This is a genomic window from Pseudomonas sp. KSR10 (assembly GCF_022355455.1).
GTDB lineage: Bacteria > Pseudomonadota > Gammaproteobacteria > Pseudomonadales > Pseudomonadaceae > Stutzerimonas > Stutzerimonas stutzeri_E.
The window spans coordinates 1-13,312 of sequence record NZ_JAKOEN010000011.1; the positions used below are offsets into that span (position 1 = coordinate 1).

The 13,312-nt window shown below is 55.5% G+C and carries 15 protein-coding genes and 1 tRNA gene; 3 read left to right on the forward strand and 13 right to left on the reverse strand.

Annotated features, from left to right (window positions below):
* Positions 1-199: 199 nt before the first annotated feature.
* From cfaB to MCB86_RS03840, 13 genes are all read right to left on the reverse strand, one after another.
* On the reverse strand, positions 200-1,381 hold the full coding sequence (gene cfaB / locus MCB86_RS03780; RefSeq protein ID WP_239609887.1) for a C17 cyclopropane fatty acid synthase CfaB: 1,182 nt from the start codon (positions 1,379-1,381) through the stop codon (positions 200-202).
* Between the two features lie 202 nt (positions 1,382-1,583).
* Positions 1,584-1,679: transfer RNA gene (locus tag MCB86_RS03785), tRNA-Sec, on the reverse strand.
* A 23-nt stretch (positions 1,680-1,702) separates the two neighbouring features.
* Positions 1,703-2,728, reverse strand: coding sequence for a tyrosine-type recombinase/integrase (locus MCB86_RS03790; protein WP_239610266.1), 1,026 nt, complete (start codon positions 2,726-2,728; stop codon positions 1,703-1,705).
* Between the two features lie 72 nt (positions 2,729-2,800).
* Positions 2,801-4,081: a hypothetical protein gene (locus MCB86_RS03795; protein WP_239609889.1), complete on the reverse strand. Its 1,281-nt coding sequence runs from the start codon at positions 4,079-4,081 to the stop codon at positions 2,801-2,803.
* Between the two features lie 131 nt (positions 4,082-4,212).
* Positions 4,213-5,409, reverse strand: a complete 1,197-nt coding sequence (locus MCB86_RS03800; protein WP_239609891.1) for a zonular occludens toxin domain-containing protein — start codon at positions 5,407-5,409, stop codon at positions 4,213-4,215.
* A 4-nt stretch (positions 5,410-5,413) separates the two neighbouring features.
* Positions 5,414-5,728 (reverse strand): DUF2523 domain-containing protein, encoded by a 315-nt coding sequence (locus MCB86_RS03805; RefSeq protein ID WP_239609893.1) that lies wholly within the window; start codon positions 5,726-5,728, stop codon positions 5,414-5,416.
* The gene (locus MCB86_RS03810) at positions 5,728-7,077 is read right to left on the reverse strand and encodes a virulence factor TspB C-terminal domain-related protein (RefSeq protein WP_239609895.1); all 1,350 of its coding nucleotides are present in this window, start codon (positions 7,075-7,077) and stop codon (positions 5,728-5,730) included. Before MCB86_RS03810 ends, MCB86_RS03805 begins: the two co-directional genes overlap by 1 nt.
* A 151-nt stretch (positions 7,078-7,228) precedes the next feature.
* Positions 7,229-7,435, reverse strand: a complete 207-nt coding sequence (locus MCB86_RS03815) for a major capsid protein (RefSeq protein ID WP_239609897.1) — start codon at positions 7,433-7,435, stop codon at positions 7,229-7,231.
* Between the two features lie 10 nt (positions 7,436-7,445).
* Complete coding sequence (locus tag MCB86_RS03820) at positions 7,446-7,661, reverse strand: hypothetical protein (RefSeq protein WP_046162624.1); 216 nt, start codon at positions 7,659-7,661, stop codon at positions 7,446-7,448.
* Positions 7,658-7,837 (reverse strand): hypothetical protein, encoded by a 180-nt coding sequence (locus MCB86_RS03825; RefSeq protein WP_239609899.1) that lies wholly within the window; start codon positions 7,835-7,837, stop codon positions 7,658-7,660. Before MCB86_RS03825 ends, MCB86_RS03820 begins: the two co-directional genes overlap by 4 nt.
* A gap of 15 nt (positions 7,838-7,852) precedes the next feature.
* Complete coding sequence (locus MCB86_RS03830; protein ID WP_239609902.1) at positions 7,853-8,242, reverse strand: hypothetical protein; 390 nt, start codon at positions 8,240-8,242, stop codon at positions 7,853-7,855.
* Between the two features lie 673 nt (positions 8,243-8,915).
* The gene (locus tag MCB86_RS03835) at positions 8,916-9,251 is read right to left on the reverse strand and encodes a DUF5447 family protein (RefSeq protein WP_239609905.1); all 336 of its coding nucleotides are present in this window, start codon (positions 9,249-9,251) and stop codon (positions 8,916-8,918) included.
* A gap of 309 nt (positions 9,252-9,560) precedes the next feature.
* Positions 9,561-9,776, reverse strand: a complete 216-nt coding sequence (locus MCB86_RS03840; RefSeq protein WP_239609907.1) for a DNA-binding protein — start codon at positions 9,774-9,776, stop codon at positions 9,561-9,563.
* A 173-nt stretch (positions 9,777-9,949) separates the two neighbouring features.
* On the opposite strand from MCB86_RS03840, the gene MCB86_RS03845 reads away from it, so the two are divergent.
* The 3 genes from MCB86_RS03845 to MCB86_RS03855 are packed head-to-tail and all read left to right on the forward strand — an operon-like array spanning position 9,950 to position 13,247.
* Positions 9,950-10,171, forward strand: coding sequence for a DNA-binding protein (locus MCB86_RS03845; protein ID WP_345772236.1), 222 nt, complete (start codon positions 9,950-9,952; stop codon positions 10,169-10,171).
* Positions 10,172-10,229: 58 nt separating this feature from the next.
* Complete coding sequence (locus tag MCB86_RS03850) at positions 10,230-10,796, forward strand: hypothetical protein (RefSeq protein ID WP_239609910.1); 567 nt, start codon at positions 10,230-10,232, stop codon at positions 10,794-10,796.
* 33 nt (positions 10,797-10,829) lie between these two features.
* On the forward strand, positions 10,830-13,247 hold the full coding sequence (locus MCB86_RS03855; protein ID WP_239609912.1) for an AAA family ATPase: 2,418 nt from the start codon (positions 10,830-10,832) through the stop codon (positions 13,245-13,247).
* The last annotated feature ends 65 nt before the right edge of the window (positions 13,248-13,312 follow it).

The following is a 13,312-nucleotide window of genomic DNA, read 5'->3' on the forward strand; positions in this document are numbered from 1 at the left end:
AGGCGCGACCCCGCGCCGAATGAGCCCCGCCGCCCAGCTCAACGGTTTTAACCCGCAGTGGTTGTATGCAGTGGAGAAACCGCTTCGCCCCGAGGTCGGGGCTCCCACAGCACCTCCAGGCACCACTCGGATCTCCGTGGGAGGCGCGACCCCGCGCCGAATGGGCTTGGGGCTCATTCGCCCTCTACGGCTCGCTCGCCTAGCGATACAGGTCCGCCCGCGACCAAGGCAGTTCATGGGAACCATCCGGCAAGGGCTTGCTCGCCAGAATCTGGTGCAGGTTGATCCAGTTGCGGCGGAAGCCATAGGCACAGCCCGCGAGATAGACCCGCCAGATGCGCAGCGCCCGCTCTGGCACCATCCGCTGGGCTTCGGCCAGATTCTTCTCCAAGCGTTCGCTCCAGAACTGCAACGTTCGCGCGTAGTGCAGGCGCAGACTCTCCACGTCGACGATTTCCAGCCCCGATTCGCTGATGCAGGCGCCGATCTTAACCAGGTGAGGTAGCTCGCCATGGGGGAACACGTAGCGGTCAATGAACTCGCCCGCGCCGTGAGCCACTGGCCGGCCGTCGAGATGCCGCGAAGTGATGCCGTGGTTGAGTACCAGCCCGCCCGGGCGCACCACATCCGACAGCTGCTTGCAGTACAGCGGCATATTGGCGTGCCCCACGTGCTCGAACATGCCCACACTCACCACCTTGTCGAACTGGCCATCCCGGGGCAGATCGCGGTAATCCATCAGCTCGAGCGTCACCTGCCCCTCGAGCCCCTCGGCGGCGACGCGCTCGCGGCCGAGCTTGAGCTGCTCGCGGCTGAGCGTGATGCCGAATACCTGGGCACCGAATTCACGCGCTGCGAAGCGCGCCAACCCACCCCAGCCGCAGCCGACATCGAGCAGGCGATCACCCGGTTTCAGCCGTAACTTGCGGCACAAGTGCCGCAGCTTGGCCTGCTGCGCCTGATCGAGATCTTCCGTGCCGGTCTCGAAGTAGGCACAGGAATAGACCATGTCGCGGTCGAGCCAGAGTTGATAGAACTCGTTGGACAGGTCGTAGTGATAGGAAATGGCCTCGGCGTCGGTGGCCTTGTCATGCGCCTCGCGAGTCGGCAGCGCGGAGTGCTCTTCACCCAGGGCGCTGGTGATTTCATCGCCGATGCGAATGATTTCGTCCAGCGGCCCGTGCAGGTCGATCTGACCCTCCACATAGGCACCGCCGAGCAAGTCGAGGCTGGGATGTGCGAGTTGCGGCACGAGGCTGGGGTCCTTGATCTCCAGCGTTACGGAAGGGGCCGGGCCTATGTCGATCTCGTTGCCATCCCAAAGCTTCAGGCGCAACGGAAGTTCCAGCTCCTTCAAGGTCGGAAGTAATGCGGCCAACATACTCGATCTCCTGAATGTCACGTGCATGGAATCCTAGACCAGCTTTTTCACGCTTGCGCTCGATCGGCCGATGGCTTTTGTCTATCAGTCCGATTGAATATTTGCTGGCAGGGCGCAGGAAAGGGCTGGCGCCGTGATCAAGCGCTGGCGTATGCAGGTTCCGGATACAAGGCGAGGGAAGCGCTTGGGAGCCAGGACGAAATGGCGGAAGGCAGTGGGAGTCGAACCCACCCGGGGACGGCTGCCGCCCCCAACCGGGTTTGAAGCCCGGCCGCACCACCGGGTGCGATTGCCTTCCTCATTGATCTACAAGGACTTTTTCTAGCTTGGCTGATGCTCTGACCGGGGAGTGTCGAAGAAGTGTCGAAATTCCCGAGCGGGGCCGAATGCCAGTACGTCTTGCAGATGATCAGGCGCGAGGTGAGCGTACCGCATAGTCATGGCCAATGACGAATGACCCAGGATCTTCTGCAAGGTCAGGATGTTGCCACCGTTCGCGATGAAGTGTGACGCGAAGGTGTGCCGTAGGACATGAGACTTCTGGCCTGCTGGCAGATTGAGCCCAGCGCGGGCGACAGCCTCATCGAATCGGTCACGGCAATTGCTGAACGCTCCATGTTCGCGAAGATGGGCACGAATGCGATCTGCTAGCTTCGGATCGATGGGCACGACACGCCGCCGCTTCGACTTGGTGTTCACGAACTGGAGTGCCCCGTCAGCAACCCGGCTCACCGTCAGCCCCTGAGCCTCACCCCATCGACAGCCTGTAACAAGGCATATCATTGCGATCAGCTCGACGTGTGGATGCCTCATGTTCCGCATTACCGCAAAAAGCTGATCGATCTGAGCGGTGTCGAGGTAGGACAGTTCTCGCTCTTGCACTCGGATCGCGCGGAGTAGGGAGAGCGGGTTCTGATAATCGATTTCACCGAGACGACGCAGCTCGTTGAACATAGCCCGCAGGTAGGAGAGTTCGTTGTTTAGAGTCTTCGGGCTGATCCCTGATGCAAGGCGCCTGGCACGATATTCGGCGAAGTCGGCAGCCGTCAGAGTGATAGCAACCGGATTTTTTAGGCGTTCAACCATTCGATCCATGATGACGCGGCGTCCCTCGTAATCAGAGAGCGACCGACCATGCAGGCGACCCCAGCAATCCACCAATTCGGCTAGGCGACGACGGTCCCTAGGCTTCGGTGACCATTGCGCGCTTTCAATGATCTTGGACCGACATGTAGCCTCGAACCGTTGCGCTTCGCCTTTGGTCTTGAAGGTCTTGCGAAAGCGTTTGCCCTTGATCGGTTCAACATCGACCTTCCAGCGACCATCAGCTAACTGGTCAATCGCCATGGCCATCACCGCGTTGGCCGGGGGCAGCAGCGTCAGCCCGTTTGTCTTGTTTGTGTATTTGGCAAACAAACATCAGACGGCACGCCCCCATCGCACGTGGCGTTCCTGCAAAAGGTTCTTGATGTGGATGTATAGATCCCGCTCCGTCATGTCCTTGGATGCGTAGTGATCGCGGATAACTGGCCAGCATTCCCACTCGCGCAACCGCTCAAACGCCTTTTTTGCGCCCACTCGCTCCCTTGCCAGCAGGCTTACGAAGTTTCCCAGGAACAGTTCCACGTTTTTGCCTGAGAAGCCTCGAGAGGTTTTGTAGTAGCGCTTGTACTCCGTCTCATCGACCAGGGAGTCCACTGGCAGATCGACGCGGGCGTCTTCTCGCAGCAAGGTCCAGATGGGCTCAAAGTAGCCGGGGCGGGCGAGCAGCTTGAATTGGCTCAGACCATAGCGCCACAGACCTTCCAGATGGGCTGAGAAGGCGTCGAAGGAGTCCGTGTTGATGGCTTGGCCAGTCTTCACGTCAATGGAGCCACTGGCGAACTGCTGGATGACCGAATGGTGATAACGCAGCTCGACGCGCCATACATCCTGGATCGGGTCGTAGTTGTCCGGGTCTTTGGCATCGAAGGAATCGCGCCGACGCCATACGCTTTCCCAATAGTCCAGCTTGTCGGTGGCTCGGGCCTGTTCGGTCTTGTTGTAGATGCAGAGCTGGACGCCACCAGCGGAGCCGAACATGGATGTTTCGCCACGACCGTAGACGCTGGACTTGGTCGCCCAGTTGATTTCGTTGATGCCCGAGATGTCCCGGTGCGTCCGCGCGCGACAGTGCAGACGTGCCACCAAATCAACCGGAGGCTTCCAGCCCTGAAGATCCAGCGCTAGATGGACCGCACACTGATTGCGTTCGCGGTGTGTCATCACGGCTGCAGCGTAGTAGTCCATCCGCTCTTGCAGACGCACCGGCGACAGCGCGTCGATGGCATGCGGCGACACTTCGATTTTCAGGTGTGGGCCGATTTGATCCAGCTTGGCGTTGAAGTTTTTGATGAGCAGAATGAACCCAAGGTCGGCGTTCTGGAGCTTGTACTGGTAGCCAGAATCTCGGCCAACCCGTCCCGAGTGCCAGATCTCACCGGCGAACTCGACCATCGCGCCCGGCTTTTCAAATAGCGCCATGACCTCAGGGCGGATCAGCCCTCGGTATAGCTGGCGGACCGTATCGACGCCGCAACGTAGCAACCGGACCTTCGAGAGATCGGTGATTGCCGCTGTACTCGGATCAACAAACAACCGCCCGTGTTTCGTCGGGTTGCCGGTTATATGGTCCATTCTTACTTGGTCTTTAACGCTCATTCTTGAATCTCCAACAATGTCCATTAACGGACGGTTTCAACTCGATCTATATGACGTGTTACAGGGACGTCAGCGCGCGCAGCACGCCGGCTCGTGCCTCGCCGTGCGTGCCAAGGACGCGCTGACGGTCTTCACCACAGGAATTCACCCTTCTCATACGGCACGCGGGTCAAGCGGGTGCCCTGGGGTTCGTTTTGGCCCTGGCGCGGTTGTGCCGCCGGCTGTGACGCCGGTAGCTGGTTATTGCGGTTCTGGTCCTGCATTGAGCCTCGGTCGGGCTTGGTGTCATCGAAATAGCCGTTCTGCACGACCGTCATGCAGAACTCGAACGACACTTCCAACAACGTGCCTTGCTGGCTATTGCAGCGGCACCCGGTCAACCCATCGTCGGTGTCACCGATGCTCATCCGCCGTCGGTTGCGGCTGATCAGCTCTCGGTCGGTGGTGGCGATGCACACCGGCTTGGGGAAGGATTGCGGGGTGTTCAGCTGGTCATAGATCGGCGCGGAGCCCGGCACATCCTTTATGCGCGGCACGCGCGAGCCGAGATACTGCTCGAGCGTTTGCGGCTGTTCTGCGCCCTGGCTGCCGATGGGGTTGATAAAGGAGCCGACGACGCTTTTCGCCTGATCGACCATGCTTTCGGATTCAACCTGCGCGCCGATTGGGTCCGCCGCTTGGGGCTCCGCCGTTCCTTGCTCGTAGCGGGCGTAAACGCGATATGCAAGAAATCCCGCAACGACGATGACAGCCAAGGCCGCCAGGAACTTGGTCGGCACCTTGGTCTGGAAATGGTGCTTGGCGTTGGTGCTGGTGTAGGCGCCGAAGTATTTCTTATCGAGCCGTAGCGACTTCTTGTCGGCATCCTTGAAGCTGGATTTCACCTCGACCTTTTCCACCACCACTTCCGACTCGAAGCGCAGCAGTTGGGAGGATTTGAAGACGCGCCAGTAGTGGATATGCGAGTTGCACAGCCGCCGCAGGTGAACATCGAGGTAGCGCGGGTCCTGGGTGACCAGATGCACTTCGTGACCCTGGTGACGCATGGTCTCGAAGCGGGTGATGTGCTCCGGTGGCCGTGCCCGTGGGTCGCGTGAGCCAAACCAGCCTTGCGCCTCATCCACGACGATGATGGCGTCGGCCGGCAGTTCGAACCACTTCTCGGGATCTTCAAACACGAACCAGCTGGCTTTGAGCTGGTCGGGTTTGAGGCCGTTGATATTGTGGTAATAGACGACGCGGCCCTGGGCGTGGGCGCTCTGATCGACTTCGCGGATGGTGTTAAGGGTCTTGCCGTGCCCCGGCTTACCCGTGCGGATGATGAGCATGGGATCAGGCCGTGAAAGTGGTGACGTTGCCGAGCTTGGTGCGGCGATCGGCAAGCTTGTCGATGCCGGTCAGCACCAGGCGCGTGGTGATGGCGGCGATGTACATGTTCATCGCCACATCGATCTTCGCCAGGCCCAGGATCATCTGGATCGACTGGGCAGCGCTGCCCATGTTGGCGAGCATGTAATCCTTTGCTTCACCGATCACGAAGTTGATGCCCAGATAGCTAACCATGCCTATGCCAAGCACCCGCAAAACCATCATCACCAAGGGTTTGACGATCATCACGGCCAGTACGGCCAGGTAGTAAAAATGCATCAGGCACCCCCAAAGGCGCGACCCACATAGACGGCGCACCACATTGCGGTAAATGCCACGATCAGCCAGGACATGTCCGTAGCCGCTTGGCATAGAGGTTCGTAATCGAGTTGCAGGGTGCGGCCACCGCTGGAACGAAGGTTCATGCTCTCGGGTGAGGGGCAACCGGAGGGCAGGAAGCGCGCAGCACCATTAATGAAGCCTGGCGCTTCAACCTCAGCTTCTTTCAGCTCGAATTCTTCGCCCTTGAACAGCCCCTCGATATCGGTCTTTTTCTTCTCGAAGTCGGCTTGCTCTTCAGCATTGCAGCGCAGGGCTTTTTGTTGCTTGAGAATGGCGCACTGGACCGCATCGCCATTGCAGCTGATCTGCGTATCGCAGGCTTCGCCGGTCACCCCTGACTGAACGCACTTGTTGGGATCGGTGGCCGGATCACATTCGCCTTCACCCTCGCCGTCTCCCTCGCCGTCGCCATCGCCAGACCCATCACCGCTACCATCGCCATCGCCATCGCCATCGCCATCGCCAGAGCCGTCACCATCCCCTTCGCCGTTGCCTGGATCATCGGGATCGGTCGGGTCGCCGGGATCTTCCGGGTCGGTTGGATCTTCAGGGTCAGTCGGGTCTTCTGGATCGGTCGGCTGATCAGGAGAGCAGAAGGTGCCGTTGTAGGTGTAGCCGTCCGGGCAGTTGTTATCGGGATCGGGGGTTGGCGTGTCGTCGGGGTTGGTTACGTCCGAGGCTCCAGCAGGCGCGGTGCGAGTTGGTTCGCCACCCGTGCATTCAAAGCCGGCGCTCTTGTATTCATAGGAGCCAAACACGCCCGGAGGATTACCGCTGGTGTAGGCGTAGACATTGGTCGGTGCGGTGAAGCCCCAGGTGTATTGGCAGCTATTGGCGCAGACGCTGCCTGGAGGTTCGGTCGAGGGCTGACCGACAGCAGCCTTGATCAGGTGCTGGTGGAGGATGGTTTGGCCGTTGGTGGATTCGCACTGGCTTGGCGAGGCATCACATGCGCCAGTATCCGAATTGTATTCAGTGCCTACCGGACAATTGTCGCCGTAACGTATTACATCGTCGCCCCGAGTGCCTCCATGACTTGAGTTATAAATGTAATAACACTCTTGATGTAAACGACCATCAGCAGCGGTAAAGATTGGCCCTCTAACTTCACCTATATATCTTGTGTTTGCGCGAGTGGCAGCGTCGTGGCATGCCGCTTGAGGCGTAGGATGCCCCGGATACGCGGTGTTTGATCGGTAATGCCACAGGTAGTCAGCCGCAAATACAGACGGCGAAAATAAGGCGAATAAAAGAGCGGTGCGGATACAGAAAAAAAACACGTTCATCTCAAACCCGCCCAAAAAACACGAGATAGAACGCCAGGGTGGTCAGGATCAGGACGTACAGCTGGTAACTCATGGTGGCGTTCCCTCGGAAGTGAAAACCCCGCCGGAGCGGGGTTTGTTTGCTTCGGCACGTGCGGCGCGCAACCCCGGCTTACAGGGCGCGGCGCATGTACTTGAACGCCATCGCGGCGATGATCAAGCCGAAAACGGCCCAGCCGATGGTGCCAACGTCTTCGCCCGCCGAATCCAGTGCACCAGTGGCTTCCGGTGGAACAGCGGCGTAAGCCTGTTGAACAGCCAGCAGGCCGGTTGCAGCAGCAGCGCCCAGGGAGCGACGCAGGGTTTTGATGTGTTGCATGGGTGATACCTCACTGTTTCAGGACTTTTTTGAGGACCAGAAAACCGAACACGGTGGCAAAGAGCACGATGGCCTCAGCCTGGAGTTCGGAGACCTGTTCCCAGGACAGTGCAGCGCCGTAGAGGCTCTGCATTTCCTCGACCGTGAGGGCAACCAGCGACCCGGAGCAGACAGGCGTACCGTCAGCGCCTTGCAGCCAGTCACCGTCACAGGCGAGGAAATTCATGCACCGGCCTCGATGAGGTCGGCGGCTTGTTCGAGGGGTTCGCAGTCGGGGCAGACGGCGAAATGGGGCGGCAACCGCAGATCGGGCAGCAGATCGCTTTGCGGTGCAGGCAGGCTCATGAGCTTGCCCATGTCGTTGCCGCAGCAGTCGCAGATAACGCGGTCACCCATCAGCATGGTCCGCCCCTCCCTTTAGTTGGCTTTGGCTGGTTCCGGCTGAGTGCCGGTCGCAGGTTTGCCGGGTTGTTGGGTAGGCTGCTGAGTGGGCTTGCTGGCCTGGGTGGCGTTGGTCTTCGCGGACTCCAGATGGAGGCAGAGATTGTTGCCCTTCTGCTTGCCGGCTCGGGCGACCTCGAAATGGATACGCACGGTTTCCAACGGTTCGAAGTTGGCGCCGGAGGCAAACACCTCGTCGGCCACTTCCAGGGGAACGTCCATGCTGACGATGGACAGGCCGTTTTCGGTCTCGCCGTCCGGCTCATCGCCGTAGAAGACCTTAACGATCTTTACTTCTGTGCCGTTCTGGCTGAATGCGAGCTTCTGAGTGCCGAGAAATGCAACTTCCATAGTTGAACGTGCCATGTTGTGTTACCTCAGTTAGTTACGCTAAGTGCGTGGGTTTGCCTTTTTGCGGGCCGAGAGAGCCCAGGCCGAGGAACTGTTAAAGTTTCTCTCTCGCCAGGGTTTACGCGGCTTGCAGTGGGTCTGTGATACTAGTTATACGCTATTGACCAACTGTTAATTCAAACATCAACAAATATCATCAAGTGCGTTGGTTGTTGGTCTATGTTGGACTTAGTTGGGTTTGTAACTTTGCTCCCATGAATAAAATTGATAGTTGGTTAACACCAAGGGCTTTGCCCTTGTCATCCCACTCTTGCCGCCGAGGGCTCAGGAGCGCGGGGAGAAAAGCACTCCCCACACTCCCGAGCGGAGGCTGTTTCGATTCGTGCCGGGTCAAGGGTGCGCTCCGCCCGTGCTTCCGTTTGTCCGAACGGTGAAGCGTGTTCGGACAAGCCGGGAGCGCGGCCCTGGACCTGTTCGGCCCCGCGTTGAGCCTGATAACGCTCGACGGCATAGCGACGCAGATCGCTGATGGTTCGATGCCGGGTCGGTTGGCCACCATCTAACGGACTGAACACAGGGGAGCCTTCGCCAAAGGTGACGTACCCGTACAACTGGCCACCGATAGTCAGCGCCCGACCAAATCCATCGAGTGCGCTTGCCTCGATGCGAGCGTGATGCCTTTTGCCTTCTAGCCCTCCAGCTCGAACGGTTCGTAGATCGGGACGTAAGGCGTGGGCTTGCCCGTGTCGAGCACAACGCTCCAATACTTCGGCGGTCGGGGTGGTGGCGTGTGTTTCTCGCAGGTAAAGGCCGGTATCACCGCCCATTCCGAGGCGAGGACTGTCCAGACACCAGCGATCTTGCCCATCCTTATTGTGCGAATCGGCTGCACAGAGGCGGGGCGGCATTGGGCGCAGGGTGTGGACCGGGAGCGAGCGGGTTTCGCCACCTCGCGACGGGACCAGCAGACAGAGCAGGCGCAGTTGTCGGGGTGCGGCAGGCGCAGGTAGCTGTGCTGGCTCATTGGCAAGCTCCTGCGCCTGAGGCTTTACCAGGCGCTGGCTGCGCTCAAGCTTGACCATCGCAGGCATGACCGGACCAGCATTGGTTCCGTCAGGGAAAGGCTCGCCAGCGTGCTCACCAGCAGACGCCGCAAGACGGTCCAGCACGATCCATTCATCCAACGTAATCTGGCCAGACGCAAACAGGGCAGCGGTGAAGCCATAGCAGCGACCGTAACGGATACCGTGAACGAGCTTGTCGCGGTAGTCGCTGAGACGGAGTGAAACAAGCAAGCGCAGGTAGTCGCGGGTGGTTTCCGGAGTCATGCGGTTCATTCTGTCCACTCCTTTTCCATGAGCTGATTAACCAGCAGCGCCACGTTGACCATCACGTACTTGCCGACCTTGTGAGACGGGATGTAGCCGTTGCGAATCCAGCCCCACACCACGTCGTGTTCATCGTTCATGCGTATCCAGTCCGCGAACTGACGCCACGGCATAACCGGCGGCGCGTTGTGTAGGTCTATCGGCGGTAGGTTTCCTTCCATGTCCTTGGCCTTTGTTGCACTATGTTGGTCTTCGTTGGAGCTATGCTTATGGAATAAATCCATATGGACAGTATCCATAACTCATCGGATTATGGCAATAGTCCATACGATTTATTCTGACAATGACTGCCCGGATGCTTGATAGAGCCCTTAAATTGCTGGAAGCGACGAGCTTGAAAGACCTTGCTGAGGTGAACAGCAAGGAATACGTCAGGTGGCAGAGCATCAAGCGTGGGAAAGCGCGAATGAGCGCCGAAGAGATCGAGCAGCTTGGCCTGCTCTACCCGAGCTATCGATGGTGGCTGATGACTGGCGAGGTGATGCCCGATAAAGGGCAGACCAGTCCCGACTACGACGAGGCCAACCGAAACTTGACCAGTCAGGACGCGGGATAGCGATCACAACGGAAGTGACTAGGCGCTGGTACGCCCGAACGACAGGGAGAAGTTAGGTATGAAGGCTGATTGGAACGACGCCCCGGACTACATCACAAGGCACCCACGCAAAAGCCGCAGGCTAGCGAAACTGATCCCCGGTCTGATCGGCACCGTTATTACGCTAGCGGTTCTCCAGATGGCAGGCTCAGCGTTCCTACAGGCAACCGCACAGCGCATTGCCGAGAAGCGAATTCAGCCTAAGCCAGTCCCTGTCGCTGAAATCAGCAGAGCAGAGCCTGCCCCTGCTAGGAATTGGGACAAAGTGGTCGAAGAGGTGGCAGCTAGAGGTGCAACGCCTCAGCCGAAGTCAGGCCAACCTCAAACTGACCTCATCGAGACCCAACCTAGCAAACAAACCGTATTCAACGACAGCAATTACACCCCCCAGGGTGCGACCAACATCATCCCAGCTACGCGGGTCATCCCCGAGCAAGCCGTAAAAGTCCCTGCCAGTAAAAAGGAAATTGTAGTTGTAGGCAAACAATCGCGGCTAAGCGACTTCTGTCCTTATAAGGCAGGAAGTATTGAGCGCAGGAACTGTAAGATGAATGTGGAGCTAAGTAATCGAAACTATGCGAGATAAAACGTAGTTAGCATATTACTGAGGAGGAAAGCTATGGATGGTTGTATCGAAAAAATCGAATCCATTAAGGGTATGGCAATATTCAAGGATTTTTCGTGGTCCGCGTCCGTCAGGGATGAAGGTAACAATGTTTCCACTTTCAAGAGGCTAAATATTATATATGGCCGAAACTACTCTGGGAAAACCACGTTATCTCGCATAATTCGCTCTCTTGAAGTTGGCTCGATCTCAGATAAATATTTAAAGCCGGCGTTTGCAGTAAACTTCAAAAATTCTCCAAATGCTTCTAGTGCTAATTTGAGTTCTCATGGTAGGACCATTAGGGTCTTTAATGAAGATTTTATTCGGGAAAACCTACGGTTCATAGTTGACGACTCGGAAGACATAAACTCATTCGCTATTTTGGGTGAGGACAATGCGAAAATTGAAAATGAGATCAGAGAGCTTGAGCTAGAGCTGGGGAGCGAAGAAGAGGCTAACTCTTTGAATGGGGTCCTGTTTAAATCCAAACTGGCTCACTCTAAGGCTGAAGAAGATTTAAATAATAAGGAAAAAGAGCTAGAGTCGAAACTGAAAGATAAGTCAAATAAAGCTGATACTGGCATCAGGCATAATAAATTATTCGGTGATGCTAATTACAATATCAATAAAATCAGAGCCGATATTAATATTGTTAACTCTGAGAGTTATAGCCCAATTTCTCAGGACCAAGTTGAGTCTCACCACAAGCTATTAAGGGAGGTTGTTAAAGAAGCTATCCCGCAGTCGGCCATCTTTAATCTCAAGTATGCCTCGATTGCAAGTGCCGCGAAGGAAACACTAGAAAGAGAGATAAAAGCATCATCCCCATTGCAAGAGCTAATGAGTGACGCGGCCTTGGATTTATGGGTCAGAACTGGTCGAGATCTCCACCGTGGTAAAAAAGATAACTGCAGTTTTTGTGGGGGAACCCTTCCGCATGATCTTTGGGACAAGCTTGATAAACACTTCAATCAGGAGTCGGAAAAGCTACGTGGAAGTATCGGTGAGCTACTGACGCTTATAGACGAAGAAAGGGCGAGGGTGCCTGCCTTGCTTAAAATAAGGCGCTCAGATTTCTACGCCAACTTCCACGGCGAGCTAGATCAGTTAGAAACTGACTTTGAAGCATCGGTGTTGGAATACGATAAAGCTTTAGCGGTCATTGTTGATTTACTGAATAATCGAAAGGCTGATATCTATACGCCGATTAGTTTTATCGATAAATACTCGGATGACACCCTCGCCTCAATACATGGTCAGTATGAATCTCTACGTACGAAGTCAAACGACTTTGCCGCCTCTCTAGAGGAAGAGCAACGCAGTGCGCGTACCGTCTTAAGATTGCATGAAGTTTACACGTTTTCGAATGATATCAAGTATGTGGATGAGTGTGTGACGATAGAGCAAATGCAAAGTAATCTGGCTACTGCTCTTTCTATAAAAAACCAGGCTGTAGAAAACAAAGGCGTGGTTGATGACAGAATCAAGCTACTCAAAACACAGTTGAAAGACGAAAGTAAGGGCGCTAAAAAAGTTAATGAATATCTGAATGATTTTTTTGGGCATGATTCGCTCTCACTCGAAGCCGTTGAGACTGTCGGCGATGAATTGGCCAGCCATCGATTCGAGGTTAGGAGAAACGGAGAGCGTGCATATCATCTAAGTGAGGGTGAATGTAGCTTGATCGCTTTTTGTTACTTTATTGCTAAGCTAGATGACTATGAGACCAGGGGCAGTGAACCGATAATATGGATTGACGATCCAATATGCAGCTTAGACTCTAATCATATATTCTTTATATATAGTTTGATAAATGCTGAAGTGGTAACGCCTGAACAGTACCTGGATGGGCAGGAGCTAAAGATTCGGGAAAGGTATAGTCAGCTATTCATTTCAACTCATAATTTAGACTTTCTTAAGTACTTAAAGCGGCTTCCCGGTGCTAATAATAAGAAGGTTAGTCAATATTTTTTGATTAATAGGCAGGGCGAGAGCAGTGAGATAAGGCTTATGCCGGGATACCTTAAGGAGTATGTTACAGAGTTCAACTATCTGTTTAGCCAGATTCAACTTTGCGCTTCTATCAAACATGTAGATGATACTAACTATACTTCTTTTTATAATTTCGGGAACAATGCGCGTAAATTTTTCGAAATATATCTTTACTACAAGTATCCGAACTTCGGCACCACAGACGAAAAGTTGGAAAAGTTTTTTGGCGCGAATAACCTCCCCATCATTCTAACGAATCGAATAAATAACGAATATTCGCACCTGGCGGGCGTCTTTGAACGAGGTGCAACGCCTACGGAGGTGCCAGAGATGCAAAAGGCCGCGATTGCAATCTTAGAGCGCATAAAGTTAAAGGACCCTGACCAATACGAGGCATTAATGGAAAGCGTCGGTGCGAAGGACCCTGTTGCTATCTAGGATGGATTGTCGAAAAAGTGTCGAAAATAATGGTCAAGGAAGACCACCATTGGCTATCTACCCTT